At 41.0% G+C, this 21,363-nt stretch carries 17 protein-coding genes; 9 read left to right on the top strand and 8 right to left on the bottom strand.

What is annotated here, in order from left to right:
* Positions 1 to 360: 360 nt before the first annotated feature.
* Together HGR01_RS01585 and HGR01_RS01580 are read left to right on the top strand one after the other, a co-directional pair.
* Positions 361 to 1,059, top strand: a complete 699-nt coding sequence (locus HGR01_RS01585) for a hypothetical protein (RefSeq protein ID WP_052335163.1) — start codon at positions 361 to 363, stop codon at positions 1,057 to 1,059.
* A gap of 757 nt (positions 1,060 to 1,816) precedes the next feature.
* Positions 1,817 to 2,152 carry a TRADD-N-associated membrane domain-containing protein gene (locus HGR01_RS01580; protein ID WP_228045425.1) on the top strand — a complete coding sequence of 112 codons (336 nt, stop codon included), beginning with the start codon at positions 1,817 to 1,819 and terminating at the stop codon, positions 2,150 to 2,152.
* Positions 2,153 to 2,819: 667 nt separating this feature from the next.
* Here HGR01_RS01580 and pcrA read toward each other — a convergent pair.
* Entirely contained in the window at positions 2,820 to 5,141 is a 2,322-nt protein-coding gene (pcrA, locus tag HGR01_RS01575; RefSeq protein ID WP_045869989.1) for a DNA helicase PcrA, read from the bottom strand.
* Between the two features lie 311 nt (positions 5,142 to 5,452).
* Between pcrA and HGR01_RS01570 the strand changes: the two genes are divergently transcribed.
* The gene (locus HGR01_RS01570) at positions 5,453 to 5,719 is read left to right on the top strand and encodes a type II toxin-antitoxin system ParD family antitoxin (protein WP_045869988.1); all 267 of its coding nucleotides are present in this window, start codon (positions 5,453 to 5,455) and stop codon (positions 5,717 to 5,719) included.
* A complete protein-coding gene (locus HGR01_RS01565; protein ID WP_228045424.1) occupies positions 5,716 to 5,919 on the top strand; it encodes a type II toxin-antitoxin system RelE/ParE family toxin in 204 nt (67 codons plus the stop codon). Before HGR01_RS01570 ends, HGR01_RS01565 begins: the two co-directional genes overlap by 4 nt.
* A 124-nt stretch (positions 5,920 to 6,043) precedes the next feature.
* Here the strand turns inward: HGR01_RS01565 and HGR01_RS01560 are convergent, their stop codons facing one another.
* The 3 genes from HGR01_RS01560 to HGR01_RS01550 all read right to left on the bottom strand — a co-directional run bounded on the left by HGR01_RS01560 (position 6,044) and on the right by HGR01_RS01550 (position 11,134).
* A complete protein-coding gene (locus tag HGR01_RS01560; RefSeq protein WP_045869987.1) occupies positions 6,044 to 7,768 on the bottom strand; it encodes an ATP-binding protein in 1,725 nt (574 codons plus the stop codon).
* Positions 7,769 to 8,601: 833 nt separating this feature from the next.
* Positions 8,602 to 9,876 carry a methionine adenosyltransferase gene (metK, locus tag HGR01_RS01555; protein ID WP_045870130.1) on the bottom strand — a complete coding sequence of 425 codons (1,275 nt, stop codon included), beginning with the start codon at positions 9,874 to 9,876 and terminating at the stop codon, positions 8,602 to 8,604.
* A gap of 253 nt (positions 9,877 to 10,129) precedes the next feature.
* Positions 10,130 to 11,134, bottom strand: a complete 1,005-nt coding sequence (locus HGR01_RS01550) for a phosphoribulokinase (protein WP_045869986.1) — start codon at positions 11,132 to 11,134, stop codon at positions 10,130 to 10,132.
* Positions 11,135 to 11,834: 700 nt separating this feature from the next.
* Here HGR01_RS01550 and HGR01_RS01545 point away from each other — a divergent pair.
* The 3 genes from HGR01_RS01545 to HGR01_RS01535 all read left to right on the top strand — a co-directional run bounded on the left by HGR01_RS01545 (position 11,835) and on the right by HGR01_RS01535 (position 15,130).
* On the top strand, positions 11,835 to 11,984 hold the full coding sequence (locus tag HGR01_RS01545) for a hypothetical protein (RefSeq protein WP_155539181.1): 150 nt from the start codon (positions 11,835 to 11,837) through the stop codon (positions 11,982 to 11,984).
* Between the two features lie 383 nt (positions 11,985 to 12,367).
* Entirely contained in the window at positions 12,368 to 13,651 is a 1,284-nt protein-coding gene (gene petH, locus HGR01_RS01540) for a ferredoxin--NADP reductase (RefSeq protein ID WP_045869985.1), read from the top strand.
* 189 nt (positions 13,652 to 13,840) lie between these two features.
* The gene (locus HGR01_RS01535) at positions 13,841 to 15,130 is read left to right on the top strand and encodes a homoserine dehydrogenase (RefSeq protein WP_045870129.1); all 1,290 of its coding nucleotides are present in this window, start codon (positions 13,841 to 13,843) and stop codon (positions 15,128 to 15,130) included.
* 337 nt (positions 15,131 to 15,467) lie between these two features.
* On the opposite strand, the gene HGR01_RS01530 is transcribed toward HGR01_RS01535, so the two are convergent.
* Positions 15,468 to 17,084, bottom strand: a complete 1,617-nt coding sequence (locus HGR01_RS01530) for a hypothetical protein (protein WP_045869984.1) — start codon at positions 17,082 to 17,084, stop codon at positions 15,468 to 15,470.
* Positions 17,085 to 17,767: 683 nt separating this feature from the next.
* On the opposite strand from HGR01_RS01530, the gene mtnA reads away from it, so the two are divergent.
* Both mtnA and HGR01_RS01520 read left to right on the top strand, forming a co-directional pair.
* Positions 17,768 to 18,829, top strand: a complete 1,062-nt coding sequence (mtnA, locus tag HGR01_RS01525) for an S-methyl-5-thioribose-1-phosphate isomerase (RefSeq protein WP_045870128.1) — start codon at positions 17,768 to 17,770, stop codon at positions 18,827 to 18,829.
* A 164-nt stretch (positions 18,830 to 18,993) separates the two neighbouring features.
* A complete protein-coding gene (locus HGR01_RS01520) occupies positions 18,994 to 19,470 on the top strand; it encodes a hypothetical protein (protein WP_045869982.1) in 477 nt (158 codons plus the stop codon).
* 109 nt (positions 19,471 to 19,579) lie between these two features.
* On the opposite strand, the gene HGR01_RS01515 is transcribed toward HGR01_RS01520, so the two are convergent.
* From HGR01_RS01515 to HGR01_RS01510, 3 genes are all read right to left on the bottom strand, one after another.
* Complete coding sequence (locus tag HGR01_RS01515; protein WP_045869981.1) at positions 19,580 to 19,915, bottom strand: XisI protein; 336 nt, start codon at positions 19,913 to 19,915, stop codon at positions 19,580 to 19,582.
* Entirely contained in the window at positions 19,903 to 20,070 is a 168-nt protein-coding gene (locus HGR01_RS41900; protein ID WP_413777625.1) for an element excision factor XisH family protein, read from the bottom strand. The genes HGR01_RS01515 and HGR01_RS41900 overlap by 13 nt, the downstream gene beginning before the upstream one ends.
* Positions 20,071 to 20,169: 99 nt before the next feature.
* Positions 20,170 to 21,270 carry an ABC transporter ATP-binding protein gene (locus HGR01_RS01510; RefSeq protein WP_045869980.1) on the bottom strand — a complete coding sequence of 367 codons (1,101 nt, stop codon included), beginning with the start codon at positions 21,268 to 21,270 and terminating at the stop codon, positions 20,170 to 20,172.
* Between the last annotated feature and the right edge of the window lie 93 nt (positions 21,271 to 21,363).

Raw genomic sequence — 21,363 nt, 5'->3', positions numbered from 1 at the left:
AACCTTTAACCTTTACCCTTTCTCCTGCACAGACGCTACGCGTAGCTTGCTTAAGCGCAGGGGTACACCTTTTCCCAAAACCAAATTAAGAGTTGAAAATCTTTAACTGAGCAGTATTGGGACAGCACTACAGTATTAATACCTTTATAAGCATGATTCTAGCTCTTCTATCTGGGTGAGCGAAAAAAGGTGTGGGAGGTGTGGGAGGTGTGGGGAGTGTGGGGAGTGTGGAGAGTCATTTTTTGGATACTTAGCCAGAAATCCCACACAAAATTTCGTTCACCCCTTCTATCTAGCCTCTCTTGCTGACAAGGTACATCATAAGAATCTATATTCTCTAATCTCTAGCCTCTAGTCCCTATGATCAAAACTCCTTTAGTCGCTACTTTAAGTACTGGTTTTGCTTTGCTGATAGGCGCGAATTCTGCCAGTGCTGCTGTTCTATACAATGGCTTATCTATTCCTAACCAAACACCTGCTCAACAAGGATGGTTATATCTCAACAGTTTTGCCATCCCTATTCCTTCTGCGATCGCCACTAAACAAGGTACGATTCTCGATAGCATCGGCACTAACGCCAATTATGCTGGTTATTTCCGCTCATCACCAATTATTTTGGATCGTAGCAAAGGCTACACTCTGACGTTTAAGGTACAAATTAACTCTGAAAGCCACAGTTCCACAAATCGCGCTGGCTTCAGCATCATTGTCATTAGCAACAAGCTAGGTGGTGAATCACAACCCTATGGTTTAGAACTGGGCTTCTGGCAAGATAGTATTTGGGCGCAAAATGTTGGCTTTACTCGTGGGGAAAATGTGTTGTATGACACTAAAGCTGCAGCGAAAACATATAAGCTATCCGTCAAAGATGCTAGTTATCAACTATTTGTTGACGGAAGTACCACACCAATTCTCAAAGGTAATTTACGACAATACACAGGCTTTACACCACCTGCTGGCTATCCCAATCCTTACACCACACCTAATTTAATTTTCATGGGTGACGACACGACATCAGCTAAGGCAAAAGTCACCATAGTTAGTGTTGAGGTTAATTGAGATGAGCAGCTTAATTTAGATGAAGTACTTGCAATATTTATTAAAAATCACTTTTACAAGTGATTAACTAGAATTAAAAAATTTTGCGAAATTAAGTAATTTCGCGGAAGATAGTTAGTACTCTAAACTATTTGAATTACAGCCAATTTAGCCAAAAACCTTTGTATGAGAAGATTTTATGGCTACCACGCAAAGTTTTTATATATTTCATTTTAATTCCTAAACTAGATGATTTTACTGAATAAGCGTGTAAAATGATGACAATATGAGGTTGAGGAATTGTGAGACGTATGATGTTCTAATTAGAACCTTGGAACAAATGTACTTTTATGGAGGTCAAATCCTTAGCCAAAAATCGTCAAATTAGCTTAAAAACACATCTACCCAACTCATCAGCAGCATCAGACATCATTTCTACCTAGTATTCAGGGTTTAAGCTATGTCCGTTAAGATATTACGAGTTCCATTTCACGCCCCGACAAACTCGCCTCACAACGCAATGCATAGGTATTGCCAACAGGTAAAGATTGTACTGTTATCTTAGAAACCACGCTTCATCTAGTTTTTGGTCAATTGATAGCTAACAGTACTCCTCACTTTAAAAGTTGTTCCCTACTTCAAAGTGATATAAGTGTTACCCAGTACTGATTCACGGTCAGTACTGGGTAACACTTGGACTCACTCATATCCGCTAGTACTGATTCACGGTCAGTACTAGCAAATTTTGTCATGAATCTCATTTCAAGGAATTAACACCATGATATCGAACAACAACCAAAAACAATTGTCAAGCAGTACTCAAATTTCAGTTTCTTTGACTGATTCCAACTCCAGCCAGCAAATCAAAACTAAAATGAATGTGACTCAAGAGCGTTTGCGGCAGGCTAGATGGAGCTTTAACTTAGCCTGGGTGATGAGTGCAATGTGCGGTATTGTGAGCTTAGTTGGTGTTGGATTGTCACTTTCAGGAAATTTGCCAGAGGGATCAATCACAATCGTAGAAGGGATTGTCTCTAGTGTGCCTTGGTTACGATTAGCAAAAGATGCTAATGATCGCTTAGATCGGCTCATCAGTGAGGAAGAACAAGTTTAAGAGATATCTGCACTAAACAGATTGTCGCCTACTGGACTGACACGCTTAAAATGAGGCATTAGATTTGATGAAATGAACCGCAGATAAACGCCGATATAGAGAACTCCACAGAATGATTGATCCAAAAGCTGTCATTGCGAGCGAAACGGAGTGTAGTGAAGCAATCCCAATATTTTGCGGTTGCTTCATTTCGCTTCCCTTCTCCTGACGGAGACGCTACGCGAACGGGACGCTACGCGAACGCTACATTCGCAATGACAATTGGGCATTTCTTTTTGTGGAGGTCTCATAGACGCGCATCGGCTACTCTTACGAGAACGCTTTCAGCGAACCCGCAGGGTATGCGGATGAAATGAATTTTTGCTATTGCACCAAATTAGCTGTGTCAGTCCACTACCGTGTCTTAGTAAAAACGGGTTCATTGTGGGTTCAACTAATGGCTATAAAAGGACACATCGGTGTCTATTAGCGATTTCGGGAGCAGCAATTTTACACCAAATCAAACATCATTTGATTTGGTATAACCTTACTCTAGATATGCGCGCTAAAAGCATATCTATAAGCTGTCTTGGCCTCATTCGTCACATTACTTTAGAGACTATTCATTAAGTAAATCTAATTAGATTTGTGAAACCAAGAATCTCTGTAGGTTTTAGTTCAGAGAGGATCAATCATCTACTTTTTGTAACTGCGCTACTCTGGGGTCAATAATTTTTTGTCCCAAATTCGCAAATTTAATAGCTACAGAAAGCTTGTGCCCATCCCCAAATACATGGGTGATTTCACCCACTCCAAAAGATTTATGTAAAACGCGATCGCCTACTTGCCAATTCTGTTTACCATTACCATTGGTAGCAACAGAGGGTTTAGTATAGTTTTGACGACCTCTGCGACCATTAGCTAATAATTCTTCTGGTAATTCGTCCAAAAATTGCGATCGCACTGCAGGTTCACGCGAACCGTAAAGCCTGCGTTCACGAGCGTGTGATAAATATAACCTCTCTTGGGCGCGGGTAATTCCCACATAACACAGGCGGCGTTCTTCTTCTAAAGATGCAGGATCGCTGAGGGAACGGTAGCCAGGGAATAGTCCCTGTTCCAATCCCACCAAAAAGACTACGGGAAATTCTAACCCTTTAGAAGCGTGCAAAGTCATCAAAGAAACTGCTGTTTTGCCTTCTTTTAAATTATCTAAATCGGAACTCAGGGCAGTACTTTGCAAAAATCCTTGTAGGGTAGCATCTTCGTTTTCTTCTTGGAATTGCAATACAGCGTTGTAAAGTTCTTGGACGTTTTGGATTCTATCTTGGGATTCGTCTGTACCCTGACTGAGCAAGTCTTGCACATAACCAGAGTCTTCTAATATACCTTGAACAATCTCTGCTGCTGGCATGGTACCGATTTCGCCTTGCCAACGGCTAATCATTTCGGCAAAGCCTTTGACCGATTTCGCACCTCGTCCCGCTAAGGTATTAACTGAAGTATCGTCTGACAATATTTCCCAGAGAGTTGTCCCTAATTGCTGGGAGGCGTTAATCAAAGCATCAATTGTGGTTTTACCGATACCACGCCGGGGAGTATTGATAACTCGTAACAAACTCACAGTATCTGCAGGATTTGCGATCGCTCTTAAATAAGCTATAACATCTTTAATTTCTTTGCGATCGTAAAATCTCATTCCCCCCACAACTGTGTAAGGGATTTGATATTTCACTAAAAGTTCTTCAAAAGGTCGCGATTGGGCGTTTGTCCGATAAAGTATGGCAAAACTGCCCCAGTTTATTTCGGGGTTTTGATATTCTAAAGAGCGAATTTGATCGATGATAAACGCGGCTTCATCTAGTTCATTATCTGCTTTGTGACAATAAATTTGCTCACCTGCGCCCCGCGTCGGTCTCAGAACTTTATCAATCCGTTGAGTATTATTCTCAATCAGTTCATTAGCCGCTTGCAGAATATTTTCACAAGAGCGATAGTTTTCTTCTAATTTCACCATTGTTCTGGTATCTGCATCTGGTAACCCATCACCAAAATCATTCTGAAACTCTAGCAATATGGTAAAGTCTGCCATTCTAAAAGAGTAAATTGACTGGTCAGCATCACCGACAACAAACACTGAGCGATTTTGCCAATTCCATTCACTCTTTCTATCTTCGCCATTAGTAACCAACAAGCGAATTAAGTCATACTGAGTGCGGTTGGTATCTTGATATTCATCAACTAAAATATGGCAGAATTTACGATGCCAATAACCTAATACCTGTTCGTTTTGCTGAAATAGCCTGGTAGGAATCAGAATTAAGTCATCAAAATCAAGGGCGTTATTTTGTGCCAACCTATCTTGATAGGAATTATAAACTTGAGCAATTACCCTTCCGCGATAATTTGGTTGTTCCTGTTCAAATTGTTGTGGTGATAACCCTTGGTTCTTCGCGTTACTAATTGCATAGCGTACCGAACGATGGTCAAATTTCTTATCGTCTAAATTTAGCTGTTTTGTAACAATATCTTTAACTAAACTTTGAGCGTCAGATTCATCAAAAATAGAGAAATTTTTATTCCATCGCCGACCTTTTTCGTCTTGGTACTTCTCAATATCAAATCGGAGAATGCGAGAAAACAGACTGTGAAAAGTACCGCACCATAAATCTTTAATGGTTTCACGGTAAACTTGCGATCGCAGTTGCGTCTGTTGATATTCCGTCAATAAATCAAACCTAGTTCCGTGTTGTTTAATTGCTTCTTCTTCCGCAAACAGCTTTTGAATCCTTTCTTTCATCTCCCTAGCGGCTTTATTCGTAAAAGTCACCGCTAAAATATTTTCGGGAGCTACACGATGTTTCAGAATCAGGTTAGCAATCCGATAAGTCAACGCGCGTGTTTTACCGGAACCTGCACCAGCCACAACTAGCAGCGGGCCGCAGTAATGTTCTACGGCTTGACGTTGGCTGGGGTTAAGATGGCTGAGAAAGTCAATAGTTGTGGTCATGGATAAGCCAAAGCGACTGGGCAGAGAATTGCTTATTTTGAGAGTATCGTACTCAACGCATATTATTCTAGGCTATTCAAATATCTCAATTTGACTTTGCTGAATTTCCGTATAAAAATCTTACTCTGCTATTCTTTCCCGCCTTAAGTCACGATTTACACTTGCAAGTGCTTGAAACTGCTCGTAACTGGCTCCAAAGCTTTGGGGAATTTTAATACTGGGGTTTAACTGCCAGAATCCAGTTTACATCTATGGTGTCACAGGGAAGTAGAGAGATAGATATAATAACAGAAAAAGTAAAATTTCCACTTATGAATATCAACCTAAAACCAGAAGAAGAAAAATTTATTCAAGGTAAGTTAGAAACAGGTAAATATGCAACTGCATATGAGGTAATTGTTGAAGCGTTACAACTGCTAGAAGCAAGAGACAAGCATTATGAAAAATGGGTAGAAGAAACCCGTCAAAAAGTAGCAATTGGCATAGCACAGCTTGATCAAGGAGAAGGAATAGACGGGGAAATTGCGATTGCTAGATTGCGGAAGAAACTTCATCAAGCTCGCGATCGCCAAGCATGAGTAACTATATAATTTCTCCTGCAGCTATTCAAGATTTAGATGAGATTGCTGATTATTTTGCTAGTCGTAATTTAGATGCAGGCGATCGCTTTGTCAATTCTTTTGCAGAAAAGTGCAAAAATTTAGCCAAATATCCCAATATGGGACGCAGTTATGCTGATATAGAACCATTATATTATTCTTTACCGTGTGATTACTGACGGAATAGAAATCGTGCGTGCAGTAAGCGGATATCGCAATTTGAAATCGCTTTTTTCGGAATCTAATGATGATTGAGGCGATTTCTAAGATAATCCACTACGCATTTACCCATCTCAATTTCACTTAGTCTTGTACAGTTAAAGGTAAGCGTACAGTAAAAGTAGAACCCATCCCTAACTGACTTTTAACAGTAATTTCTCCGCCCATCATTTGGCAAAAATGGCGGCTAATTGCTAACCCTAAACCAGTACCACCATACTTTTTCGTAGTTGATGTATCACCTTGAATAAAGGGTTGAAATAACTGCTTTTGTTGAGTTTGGGACATCCCAATTCCTGTGTCGCTCACAGTAAAAGTAATGAAACCAAAAGGAGCTTCGGGGACAAAGTCATCTTTTTCACTTTTAACTGTTAATGTGACCTTACCATTGGTGGTAAATTTGGCAGCATTACTCAACAAATTTAACAACACTTGCCGCATCCTAGTTTGATCGGCATACATGGTACCCAGTTTATCGTCATAATCTACTTCTAGAATATTGCCGTTTTTCTCAACAGCAGGTCTAACTGTCAGCACGACATTATTAATTAGTGTGGCAATTTCAAATGTCTCTGGGTAAAGAGTCATTTTCCCCGCTTCAATTTTAGATAAGTCGAGGATGTCATTTATTAGTTCTAATAAATGTCTACCAGCAGCATTAATTGTTTCTAGGTCGGTGATAAAGTCTCCCGATAAACTTAAATCTGTAGCATCATCTTGTAGCAGTTGACTTAAGCCAATTACTGCATTTAATGGTGTACGCAATTCATGACTCACATTCGCAAGAAAAATGCTTTTTGCCTTACTAGCCGCTTCAGCTAATTCTTTGGCTTGTTGCAGTTCTTTCGTTCGCTCAGATACGCGCTCAATTAGACGATTTAAAGATTTAGCTAATAAGCCAATTTCATCTTCTGTGGTTATTGGCGCTCGTAAATCGAAATTCGATTTACGAGCTACCTGTTCAGCAACTTGAGTGACAGTAATGACTGGTTCTGCGATCGCGCGGCTAGTCCGCCAAGCTACAATAGCTGCGATCGCCACTGAAACCAGCATACTCACAATCACGATCAGTCTCTCAACTCCTTTTGCTTGCTCTACAGCTAGTGTCCTTTCATCTTCTTTGATTTCAGCATTTTCTAAAATGTTAGTCAGTGTTTGGGACAACTGCTCTAGCTGTATTGCAGTGTCACCGCGCATAATTGCTAGCAATCGCTCTCTGACTGAGTCCAGCTCCTGCTTCTGCACGTTTTTCCTGTCAATTTCCCGCAATACAGGCTCTATCTGGTTAACATAAGACTCTAAATTAATGGCGTAATTCTGCAATAAAGTCTCTAGAGTAGAACTTGTTGCTGCTAATGTTTTCGGCTTTTTCTCAATAAAACCAGTAATTTGTGGTTCTAAGTGCTTGGCTTTCTCTACACTTCTGAGAAATTCAGCTTTTTTCGTTTGCAGCCTGTGGGGATCTTCCAAAACTGCAACTAAGTTAGAACTATATAATTGTGCCCCAATGACTGCATCTTTATAATTGGTCAGTAGTTGTCCTTGCTCATGAGCTTGGTTAAGTTGCCTAATTTCTCTTCCCCGATAATGATTAGCGATTACTAAACCTGTGAGTGAGCCAAAAAAGCCAATCCCAATCGCTACAAAATATCCGTAGCCAATTTTTTGATGTATGCGCCAGGAACTAGCCTTGAGTTTCCCTCTTGAAGGAAATTCAATAGTCGGGAGTTCGTCTGTATATGACTCTTCACCTGGCACTGTTTTGCTTTCTTTACTGCTCTCAACAGGGGCTGGCTTTTGAGTTTGCATCACTCAAATCTCCTTACCCTCCTGTAAAAATCATCACATTAGCTCTATTTTTCCTAGCAATTTGACTAGTGATTAACACTTTAATTATCTTTTTTTTATGACAAGAGCAAATTATAGCTCATTAGATAATCGGCATGACCTTTATTATATTTAAGTTATTTTTCTATGACTTATAGATATCAAAAATAACGTCATCAAAAATCGCTTTTACTACCAAAAGCGTTTCCCTCAAGAAAATCCACTCCTCTAAGCGTATTTTTGCCATTGATTGACTGCGACAAGAGTTGATTACAGCTATCTTGAGTCGGCATATCAGCAACTAATTTACCCTGCTTCTGCGTTCAATTAGCTTCCATCAACATGGATAAAGCATTTTAAACCAGCTTCCTACACCAAAAAGTATCAAAACCACTGCTCTTTTTTGGCAGGCTAACTGTTTTCCAATCTTATCATCAATTTTATGGATTCTCCAAGATGGGGCATGGGGAAGTGCTGAGTGCTGAGTCAGGAGTTAAAAGTTATTTTCCTTATCCCCTTATCTCCTCATCTCCCCAATCCCCATTACCCCTTATCCCCAGAGGGGGCCCCGAGTTCCCCAATCCCCATTACCCCTTATCCCCAGAGGGGGCCCCGAGTTCCCCAATCCCCTTATCTCCTTATCTCCTCATCTCCCCAATCCCCATTACCCCTTATCCCCAGAGGGGGCCCCGAGTTCCCCAATCCCCAATCCCCAATCCCCAATCCCCAATCCCCAACAACAAAGGGGTATGAGTAAACCCGTAAAATTTACTCATACCCCTCAATTCAGTAATTTTCTGGAATATTACACCAGTTTACTTCAGTGCTTGGGCGATCGCGGCTGTCAGTGACTCATTAACAGCTTGCTTTAACAAGTCGGACTTGTCGGTACGTTCCCAAGGTAGGTCTAAATCATTCCGCCCAAAATGACCGTAAGCCGCGACGTCCTGATAAAAACGTCCGCCTCTTTCATTTGGTAGGTTGCGTAAATTAAAGGCATGGATAATTCCTGCAGGACGTAGTTCAAAATGCTTTTTGACTAATTCCAACAAGATACTGTCATCGACTTTGCCAGTCCCAAAGGTGTCTAGAAAAATGCTCACAGGACGAGCTACGCCAATGGCATAACTGAGCTGTACCTCACATTTTTCTGCTAACTCAGCAGCAACAATGTTTTTCGCTACATAGCGAGCTGCATAAGCTGCAGAACGGTCTACTTTGGTGGGGTCTTTACCAGAGAAAGCACCGCCTCCATGTCGAGAATAACCACCGTAGGTGTCAACGATGATTTTCCGTCCTGTCAAACCGGAGTCGCCTTGAGGGCCACCAATCACAAATTTGCCGGTGGGGTTGACTAAAAAGCGTGTCTGTGAATCTGGCTTGATGTCAATGTCACCAAACACAGGTTCCACTACCGCTGTCCAGAGGTCTTGTTTAATCTTGGCTTGGACTGCTTCTTCATCAGTGATTTCCCCAATAGTGGCTGTATGTTGGGTGGAAATCAGGATCGTATCTATACCTACTGGTCGTCCATCTTCATAAATTACAGTAACTTGGGTTTTACCGTCGGGACGTAGGTAAGATAAATCACCTGTTTTGCGAACTGCTGCTAGGCGGCGAGCAATGCGATGAGCAAGACAAATCGGTAAAGGCACCAGTTCTGGTGTTTCGTTACAAGCAAAACCAAACATGATTCCTTGATCACCTGCACCGATGCTGTCGAATAGTTCTTCACTATCCTGTTCGCGGGTTTCGTGAGCAGTGTTCACACCTTGGGCAATGTCAGGTGATTGCTCGTCTAATGCTACCAATACACTGGTACTATTTGCTGAAAAGCCATTATCGGCATTGGTATAACCAATTTCCGCAATTTTTTGGCGAGCCAGATTGACATAATTGACATTGGCTTTAGTGGTGATTTCTCCAGTAATCAGCACTAAGCCAGTATTAACAACTACCTCAGCCGCCACACGACTAGTGGGGTCTTGTGCCAGTAATGCATCCAGAATCGTATCAGAAATCTGATCGCAGATTTTATCTGGATGTCCTTCGGTAACTGACTCGGAGGTAAATAAATATCGACGAGACAAAGGCATTCCTCCTTTTAAGAGTGCTTCGCTGACTAAATCAAGTGATTTAGTTCAGTTACTCTAATTTCTGAAATCATAACAATATTTACACATTAAATAGTTAGTGTCTTCTTAAGTTATAAAAAACTATACTGGTATTAAATGTTGGGCGAAGAAAAAATATAATTTCTTGTGGCTAAAATGTTTTGAGCAACACAAAAAAAGGGGGATACCCTCAAGCATCCCCCAAAGCTTTGACACAAACACTGCTGTTTTAAACTTGAACTGCTAATTTGGCTTCCTTTGCTGTTAAACGCTCGTACTCGTCACGCATTTTCAAGCCTGTTAGCACTTGGAATAAACCAGTTCCATTGTTGGAACCTGGATACTCACGGTGCTGGAGTAACAAGTGAGTCATCTCACCTTGGTATTTGGTGGATGTGTTACTCAAATGGGTTTCGATGTAAATAACTTCTTCTAAATTGTCGAATTGACCGTCTACTTCTAATACTGAGACGTAACGACCATAGTAAACATCTGAACCGTAGTACAGTTGCATACCAGGGTAGGAACAAGTAAGCTTGCGTCCGCAAGGAGTCCATTGAATTGTAGATCCTTCATCAAACAGGTAAGTTGGCTCAAAGCCATCCTTACCTTCGCGCTGAAGCATCCGGACTCGCAGAACTTTGCGCTCTGTGTCGTTTTTGATTAAGTTAGTTGGTAATACTTGAAGAACCACATCAGCAAATTCTCTTTGTGGCTCAATGAACTTTTCAAAGTCAGGCTTACGGGAATTGATTTGCGCTAAGACATCTTCATAGCGATGGCCCCTTTCTGCCATATCGCGCTGAATTTTCCAAGCAATTTTGACTTCGTCGCTGATATCAAAATAAACGCTGAAATCAATTAACTCGCGCACCCGTTCGTCGTATAAAGGATGCAGCCCTTCCACCACTACAATGTGATTCGGCTCAATCCGTTCTGGCGGATCGATCATGCCGGTTTCGTGGTTATAAATCGGCTTATCAATTGCTTGACCATTTTTGAGCGCTTTAATTTGCTCATACATCAGATCAAAGTTGTTTGCCCTAGGATCAAGAGCGGTGATTCCTGTTTCTTTGCGCTGTTTGCGATCTAGGGAATGATAGTCATCCAAACAGATAACTGTCATTAATTCTTCACCAAACAAATCTATCAAACGACGCAAAAACGTAGATTTACCGCAACCAGAGTCTCCAGCTACTCCAATTAGTACCACGCGTTCCGGCTTACTTGTCATAAATCTCCTCTAGATACTAAAGATGTGTCAATTCAATAAATTTTTTCACACAGCAGATTTTGAAGCTAGGAGTTTACCCCATTGGTTCATCCCGCGTTCTTGCTACCCACAGCGCCATAAAGAAGTCAGACGGGTATTCAACACAGTAATAGTTGTTACTCGTCTGTCTAAAATGAATTCGTTGCTGGTAAGTATTTAATCCTAGTGGTATATTTGATTTTAACAGAAGGGGTTATTCTATACAAGTTTACTGTCAAGAAGAATCTAGTGGTTCATCAATCATGTTGATGATTTAGTAACTAATTTGAAAAGCCACCTATTCATCACCATCAAGCTATCTAGCAAAGGCTGCTAGAAGTTTGTAACTTTATTATTCAAGTGTATAAGGTATAATTTTCTGCGGCCGGAAATTTTTTGAGATTGGGTAATTTTTGTTGGCGAGCGAGCAAGACTCTACATATTCATAGCTAATATCTATCTCAAGAATGAGTCAACTAAATTACATCAAAAAATTATTGTTGTAGCTTTGTAAACATCATCAAATACAAATCAGAGCCTCCGAAACTCTATTGATAGAGGTTGACAGATGGATCACATCACGTAAAACTTAATATAGATGCTTAACTCATTTCTTCGTGTATCATTCGATTTTACAGATAGACTTACCCTAGTTGGGAAATTATTCCCGATCAGGTGAGCAATGCAACCAAAAACATTTTCTATGCAAGTTGCACAAAAGTTTTCTGTCGAATGGAAGAAAAAAGGTGCAATCCGGGAAATCCAACTACAAGGAACAAAGCTTCCGCGATTGGTGTTACTGGAGATATCTGCCGCAAACAGGCAAGCGTAGTAGCGGCTTTTAAGGGCAAAATGAGTGGTGGCTTCTACCTATCAAAACTGTCTTTATACTGAGTTTGCTATGGCGACGTGCCCTTTGGGTAATAGCTCACTATCTCCCTATTGGGATGTTTTAGTTCAGGAAGAAAACATTAAATTGATTCATTATTAACATTCTCCACAAGACTAATCCTTTAACTTAGAAGGTGAACAGGTGTGTTTTTGCGCCGCCTGGATGTCTTTGGTGAGTGTACTTAGCAAGGCATTACATTGATGATGCCGTCTTTCCTAGAACGCCAGTTTAGTGAAGCGAAAATCCGGTAAACTAAAGCTGACTTGTGATAGGAAAAGTTTTTTTTGAAAAACGGTTAAGTAAACATCGGAGTGGTAGAACGAATGTATAACCAAGGTGCTGTTGAGGGTGCTGCCAACACAGAATCAGGTAGCCGCGTCTTCGTTTACGAAGTGGTTGGTCTGCATCAGAACGAAGAGACTGATAACACAAACTACCCAATTCGTAACAGTGGCAGTGTGTTCATCAGAGTGCCTTACAACCGCATGAATCAAGAAATGCGACGTATCACTCGCCTAGGCGGAAAAATTGTGAGCATTCAACCCGCAAGCGCTCTACAGCAATTAAATGGTAAAGCCTCATTAGGGGTTGCTAACAGTGAGGGGAATGGTCAAGCCACACCTGCGAATGCAAAACCACCAGCTGAAACACAGCTTCAGAATAAGGATCAAAAAGGCAACACCATGACTCAAGCGAAAGCTAAAAAAGACTCTCATGCTGATGTTCCTGTAAACATTTACCGTCCCAATGCACCTTTTATTGGTAAGTGTATATCTAACGAACCTTTAGTCAAAGAAGGTGGCATTGGTATTGTTCAGCACCTAAAATTTGACCTTTCTGGTAGCAATTTGAAATACATAGAAGGTCAAAGTATTGGTATTATCCCACCCGGAGTAGACAAAAACGGTAAGCCAGAAAAGCTAAGACTGTATTCCATCGCCTCAACTCGTCATGGAGATGATGTGGATGACAAAACAGTATCGCTGTGTGTGCGTCAGTTAGAGTATAAACACCCAGAAAGTGGCGAAACAGTCTACGGTGTTTGCTCAACTCACCTGTGTTTCTTAGAACCAGGGGCAGAAGTAAAAATTACTGGGCCCGTGGGTAAGGAAATGTTATTACCCAGCGACCCCGATGCCAAAGTAATCATGATGGCGACCGGAACTGGTATTGCGCCCATGCGTGCTTACCTGTGGCGGATGTTTAAGGATGCTGAGAGAGCAGCTAATCCAGAATACCAATTCAATGGATTTGCCTGGTTAATCTTTGGTGTACCTACAAGTCCTAACATCCTGTACAAGGAAGAACTGGAAGAAATGCAGCAAAAGTATCCAGACAACTTCCGTCTCACCTATGCTATCAGCCGGGAACAAAAGAATCCCCAAGGTGGCAGAATGTACATCCAAGACCGAGTTGCAGAACATGCAGATGAACTGTGGCAATTGATTAAAGATGAAAAAACCCACACCTACATCTGCGGTTTACGTGGTATGGAAGATGGTATTGATGCAGCGTTAACTGCGGCGGCTGCGAAAGAAGGCGTAACCTGGAGTACTTACCAGAAGGAAATTAAGAAAGCTGGCCGCTGGCACGTAGAAACTTACTAAATTTGGTCATTAGTCATTAGTCATTAGTCATTGGTTTTAGACAAAGGACGAAGCGCAAAGTCTGAGCGGAGGTTTCCTCCGATCAGAACTTTGTAAGAGAGGACAAATGACAAATGACAAAACATAACTTGTAGGGTGGGCGAACAGCTCACCCTACAATTGTTATTGGTGAAATTTGGTACAAAATTTGTGGGTGTGAAGCTAGGAATACTGGGATTAGGAACTGTTGGGACGGGTACAGTACAGTTGTTACAAGATACAACTGACCGTAACCCATTGTTGCAGGAAGTAGAAATCCACCGAGTGGGAGTACGATCGCTTGATAAACCGCGTGAGGTACAACTACCAGAGGGAGTAGTGACTACAGACCTAGAATCTATCGTCAACGATCCTGCGGTAGATATTGTTGTGGAAGTCATGGGTGGATTGGAACCGGCGCGATCGCTAATTCTGACAGCTTTAAAAAATGGTAAACATATAGTTACCGCCAATAAAGCTGCGATCGCGCGCTTTGGTGATGAAATCTTCACCACTGCTAATGAAGCTGGAGTCTATGTCTTGCTAGAAGCCGCAGTTGGTGGTGGTATACCTGTAATTCAACCACTCAAACAGTCTTTAAGTGTGAACCGCATTCACGCCGTTACAGGTATTGTTAACGGTACTACCAACTACATCCTCACAAGGATGCAGCAAGAAGGCAGCAACTTTGAGGATGTATTGGTTGATGCTCAAAGATTGGGTTATGCAGAAGCCGATCCTACCGCCGATGTCGATGGTTTAGATGCAGGCGATAAAATTGCGATTTTGGCATCCTTAGCTTTTGGCGGACGCATTCACCTAGAAGATGTCTATGCAGAAGGGATTCGCCAAGTTAGTAAGACCGATATCGCCTATGCTGAGAAATTAGGATTTGTGATTAAATTGTTAGCGATCGCCAAGCTTCATGCTAGCGATCGCTCGAAGCTATCTGTAAGAGTTCATCCGACTTTAGTACCCAAAACACACCCCTTAGCCAGCATCAACGGCGTGTATAATGCCATTCTGGTAGAAGGCGAACCCATTGGGCAAGTCATGTTGTTTGGGCCTGGTGCTGGTGCTGGCGCAACTGCTAGTGCTGTAGCATCAGATATCTTACATTTAGTAGCAACGCTGAAAACTAGTACAGCTAACCCGAATCCTCTCTTAGCTTGTCGGCATCAAGACTACTGTGAAATTGCCCCGATTTCCGAATTAGTAACTCGTTTTTATACCAGGTTTCTAACTAGAGATCAATCCGGAGTAATTGGTAAATTAGGCACCTGCTTTGGCAATTACGGCGTTAGCTTAGAGTCAGTTGTGCAAACTGGGTTTCAGGGAGAACTAGCTGAGATTGTGGTGGTTACCCACGATGTGAAAGAAGGGGACTTTCGCCAAGCTTTGGCAGAAATTCGGGAATTGTCAGCTATCGATAGCATCCCTAGCTTATTACGGGTATTGTAAGGGTATCAAATATTATTTGGAATTTATTGTTACTGATGGGTTAAGGGGTAATAAGCTTGGGTTAAGCTCATTAGTGATTAATTTGTCACTTAATTAAAAAAGCCAGATAAATTGGGGGATTCTCCCCCAAACCCCCGATTGGGTGACGGTTGCGTCCCCCAAACCCCCTCCAAAATTATTGTTTGGTTTTTTTGTTGAGTAACTAGTTTTTTGGTTTTGTGATCAATTAATTTTCTGAACTGAACCGTATTGGGTTAAGGGTGAAAAGGCGGAAGGGGAAAGGGGCAAGAAAATACCTTGAACCCTTACCCTTTTACCTTTTCCCCAAACCCAATGCCTATGGTGCTTGGAGTGCTGGAGCATCTCTTCTTTCAGGTACAGGATTGGAACCATCCCAAACAGCCCGCTGCCCATCAGCATTAATTAAAGTAATTTTGACTTTTTTATCTGTAAAATTACTAGCAAATTCTTGTAGCCATGCTGACCATTCATACTCTGGCAGTGCATTCAAATTATTAAAATTGATTTGCAATTTTTTGCAAAACTCCGTAGGATTCAACGGATCTGGTTCTAGGGTATAAACATTGTCTTGTTTAATTTCAATTCTTGTTTCTGGTTTTTCATTCAAAGATTCGTCTAAGTAAACCATTTGCAGAATTACACCCCCTGCTTGAGAAAAATGCTCTCCGGCTACGGTAAGTTGAGGATTTGTGTTCCAGTCTATTGGTTCACCCCACAGCACTACTTGAGTGATATTGGGGCCAGCTTTGCGGACTGCTTTACCACCGATGTAACCACCAGCACTGATACCCATCAGTACCAAAATTTCCGAGGGGATGCTTGGTAAGGAAGATGCAGTGGTATAGGTGACTAAAAGAATTACAATAAAAGCAACACCAATAATTAGGTTCCAAACTACCTGCTGTACACGTTCTAAGGCGACTACACCACCATGTACTACTAAATCTGACCATGCAGGATTTACTTGCCCGGAACCTTTACTACCACGTACGGCAGCAGTTGCCTGTGCTGTAACTAATGTTACTAAACTAATTAAAAAGGTATAGGCAAATCCTGATAGGGGAATAAACTCCCAAATATCTTGAATTAGTCCCCGCCCGATGAAGAGAAATAAATAGCCAAACACAATAATAGTCAGCCACCAAACAAACTGGGTGCGTGCCAAACTAAAGGTATTGCTTTGGCGATCAAGAATTAACCACTCTAAAGAACTAAACTTTCTTGTATTGCTTTCTTTGACTGGTTGCGGTAAGTCGGTTTTTTTCGACTCTGTAGCCAGCATATAGATGATGACTATAATTAGGAACGTGAACAGAGCTGCGATCGCAAACACAATGAAAGTAGTTAACCCACTCACAGGACGCTTGACTGTAACCTGAAGTTGCTCTCCAGCTACTAAGGGGTCTATATTAGTGGCATTTCCTTCCACTTCTACAATTACAGGGCGTAGTCCCCGGCTTAATTTCTTTAGTTGCTCGTTATTAAAAGTTGCATAAATTGCCCTTCTATCATCTGCAACTCTAATATTAGTTGTCGTAGCAATATCCGGCGGATTACCAATTTTGACTGCAATTTTATTATTCTGTGAATTATCTATTTTGGGAAAATTATCACCTGTAATAACTAAATTCACCCTTTCTTGTTTGTAGTTATTAATATTTTCCGGTACAAGTGATTGAGGAATACTGATATACAATTCCTTGGGGCTAACGCTTCTAATTGTGGTCACACGTGGCGCATTCCACATTTCATTGCTAGTTTGCTGAGGAGTATATGTATTCTCTATTGGTGTAGAGTTGGTATTAGGTGGCTGGCTAGTACTGCTATCTTCTTGCGCTTGGCTAAAGCTGACTGAAGTAAATATTAAGATGACCGCTAGGACTAGAGATAGTAGAGGGTAATAATACCTCTTGCTAGTTCTTTTCCAGAACATTTTGAATAACTGCATAAATAGAGTCCGAGTATCCTTGATCTACTAATTCAACATGCAAACAAATTTCCTGCACTTAATTTTGAGAATTAAGCGATAGGATTTCAGCATTATTACAGCAGTTTTTATTTACACCGGATACATAGTAGGGGCAGAGTGTTAGAAAAATTAACTTAGATGAAAATGGGTAATGGGTAATTGGTAATTGGTAATTGGTAATTGGGCTATTATCTGGATTGCTGAGGGCGGTTTCTCTTCACCAAGGAGGGTATTGAGTGGCTGAATTGAGATAAAATTAGTACCTAATTTTTCAAATATGCATAGTAGGGTGAGTAGCAATACAACTCGTTGAGTATTTTGCACTCATAATTTGGTTTGGGTAAAGGGGAAGGGTTAAAGGTATTGTCTTTCCTTTTTCCATTAACTGGGTTAAGCAACAGTTAGTATCAGGGTTGCGACGAAATATCTACCAATGTCCCCCTGCAAAAATTGCTGCCCAATTTTGTGGACTCATTTTGTGCATCAGGGAATTGTTAATTTTGATTTTTGCGAAAAGTTGCGTGGGCGGTGAGTGCAGCCACACGTGCGGCTATGCCGCCGAGTGGACTGCCGAACCCGAAGGGGTTTCCCGACTTGAGCAAACTTTTCAAGACGAATTTTTTATTTTGACTTCGGAGCAAAGCAACGTGACAAATTCTCAAAACCAGGTTTATCCAATTATTTGGCATGACGACACAGTATCATTAATCGATCAAACCCGCTTGCCGAATGAGTATGCTTTTGTAGAAATTCACCGCAGCGAAGATATGGCGTGGGCAATTAAAACTATGATTGTTCGCGGTGCGCCAGCAATTGGTGTTGCGGCTGCATACGGTATCTATCTGGGTGCGAGGGAAATTGAAACCAGTAATCGTCAGGAATTTTTGCAGCGTTTAGAACAGGTTGCTCAACTGTTGCGTTCTACTCGCCCCACAGCAGTAAATTTATTTTGGGCAATTAGCCGCATGATGAAAACTGCTTATGAAAACTTGGGAAGCGTAGCAGAACTTAAACAAAATCTCTTGGAAACGGCTCAAGCTATTCATGGTGAAGATTTACAAACTTGTCAGGCGATTGGTGACAATGGGTTAGCAGTATTGCCCAAAAATCCCGAAAAGTTGACAATTTTGACTCATTGTAATGCGGGGGCGTTGGCTACTGCTGGTTACGGTACAGCTTTGGGTGTGGTGCGTTCCGCTTGGCGGGAAGGGCGTTTAGCGCGAGTGTTTGCTGACGAAACCCGTCCCCGCTTGCAAGGTGCCAAACTCACAGCTTGGGAGTGCGTGCAAGAACGAATTCCCGTGACAGTAATTACTGATAACATGGCAGCCCATTGCATGAAACAGGGTTTAATTCATGCTGTGGTTGTTGGTGCTGATAGAATTGCGGCGAATGGTGATACTGCCAATAAAATAGGTACATATAGTGTGGCGATCGCAGCTAAAGCACATAATATTCCCTTCTTTGTCGCTGCGCCTTTATCTACTGTTGATTTTGCATTATCTGATGGTAGTCAAATTCCCATTGAGGAACGAAATCCCACAGAAATTTATCAAGTAGGTGATACTATTCTCACGCCTTCAGGGGTGGATTTTTATAATCCGGCTTTTGATGTTACCCCAGCAGAGTTAATTACAGCCATCATTACAGAAAATGGTGCCTTTGCTCCTAGCGACTTAGCACAATCTCAAGTCAAGCAAGCAGTGTAAATTTTTAAACATTAAATTTTTATGTACTATAGCTGTGTTATTGCGAAAGTTCTGCTAAAAAGCTTTAGTTAATCTAGGTATAAGATTTCACACTATTAAAAATTTTACCTGGAGTTTTTTATGGTGTGAAATCAGCCTAACTGCAGTACTTTCAATTTACACTAATGAAAAAGCTAGCCACAACAATTGCGGTAGTTCTTTGCTCTATCTGGATTACTAGTTGCAGTAATGCAGCCAGTGATAGTGCAAAAGAAACTTCAGAAAAAGCGCCGACAAAAACGGAAACTGTAAAAACAACTTCTACAACCACAGAAAATAAAATAGAAGCTACAAATAAAAAATCTCATAGCCAAGCCAAAAGTGATGAACCTGAGACAAATGCAACAGCACAACCGCAAGTTGGCACTATTAAAGAAATGGTAAATGGCGATTTAAAATGCTACGTAACCTTAGTTGATGACAAGGGAACTGAACATAATTTGGGCGCTACCTTTGAAGTATGCGAAAAACCCGAAACTTTTTTAAATAAAAAAGTCAGTTTAACTTATAAAATTGAGTCAGTCAGTGATTGCCAAAGTGCTGAACCTTGCGGGAAAACCAAAAAAGAATCTCTAATTTCTCAAATGGAGATTCAAAAATAATTTATATGATTCATATTTTATTTTTGAAATTCACGTAGCGCTAGCATAATACATTTACCCAAAGCTTTGATGTGTTACGGCTGAAGCCGTAACACATCCTACATAATGCTTAATTAATGGCATATTCTGTATATTGTCTAACTTCTGGGTGATGAAATGCTAAAACAATATCTGCTTTAGGAATACCAGAGGCTACTAAATCATTAGCGATACCGTCTTCTGTACCATCTCGATGAATCCAAACTTTATCATTGATGATTTCTAGATGAATTAGGCAGCCATGAACTCTCTGGTAATTTTGCCAGCCCAATGTTATTAATAAATAATTATTGTGGTCTTCGCTAATGATAAATCTTCTTTCCAAATCACCATAAGAATAAGGGATACTAGCGTATTCTTGTAGTAATTTTACAATAATTGCTTGATATCTTTCTAATTTATCCATTCTTCTATTTCCTGTCGATGAGAATTAAATATCATTAACCTTAAATGGTTTTTTTGCATAACCAATTTTCCAATAGGTTCAGCAAAAATATCTTTATAGGCTATGTTGGTAACAGCTAAATACAATAATCTATCTTTTTCAGTTTCTTCAAGAATGTTTTTATAAAGGATATACTGTCCAATAGCCTTCTCTAGCCATAGCCAAGAAATTAATTCGATTTTGAACCTGGTATTTTCAGTAAAATCACAGGGTTTTCAAGGAAATATTCTGTCACCAGTAGTAGAATCAAACACAAATAAGTGATTCAAATCGAGTTGTAGGGAAAGGCGATCGCCTGGATGTAAACGCACCGCACCACCCACCTGGACATTCAGCAGTACTGATGAATCAGGTACACTGGCCCGAATTAAAGTTTCTCTTCCCAATGGTTCTACCACCTTGACTTCCACAGATAATAGTGCGGAGTTTTCGCTGGTAACTGCTGAATCTGTGTTGATGGTGATATGCTCGGGACGAATACCCAAATCCACACTTTGTCCTTGACGTATTTGTAATTTAGCTTGTAAATTTGTGGGAATTGCTAATAACTGTCCGCTAACATTAAAACCTTCATATTGAGCAACTGCAGGCAAAATATTCATGGGTGGATTGCCTAAAAAAGCTGCCACCATTTGATTAGCGGGATTGGCATAAATGCTTTGGGGATCGCCAATTTGTTGGATGCGTCCACGATTTAGTACCACAATTTGATCGGCTAAAGTCATCGCCTCAACTTGATCGTGAGTTACATATACCGTGGTAATTCCCACATTTTGATGCAGCTGCTTTAACTCTGCTCTAGTATCATCTCGTAATTGGGCATCTAAATTAGACAAAGGTTCATCGAGTAAAAAAACTTGCGGTTGACGTGCGATCGCTCTTCCTAATGCTACCCGTTGTTGTTGTCCCCCAGAAAGTTGTTTGGGTTTGCGATCTAGCAAATGTTCCAAGGAAAGCGATCGCGCTACATTCAAAACTCTATCTTGAATTACCTTGCGGTCAACCTTCCGCATCTGCATCCCAAAAGCGATGTTTTCCGCCACCGTCATGTGGGGATATAAGGCATAGTTTTGGAAAACCATCGCTACATCTCTCTGTCTAGCTGGGATATCATTCATCAAGCGATCGCCAATAAAGAGTTTACCGGAAGTGGCTGTTTCTAAACCGGCGATCGTTCGCAAAATTGTAGATTTTCCACAACCAGAAGGCCCTACTAAAACCCAAAACTCGCCATCGGGAATTTCAAAAGAAATATCCTCGATAGCAGTTACGTTGTTAAATCTACGTTTGATGTCTTCTAAACGGACGTTTGCCATTGTTTGTAGTTTGTCATTTGTAGTTTGTCATTGGTCATTTGTCCTTGATTTTGATAATTGAGGACTGATGACTGATACCAAATTGGATTATTG

It is taken from the genome of Tolypothrix sp. PCC 7712, from assembly GCF_025860405.1.
GTDB lineage: Bacteria > Cyanobacteriota > Cyanobacteriia > Cyanobacteriales > Nostocaceae > Aulosira > Aulosira diplosiphon.
This window is presented reverse-complemented; position numbering and strand designations above follow the sequence as displayed.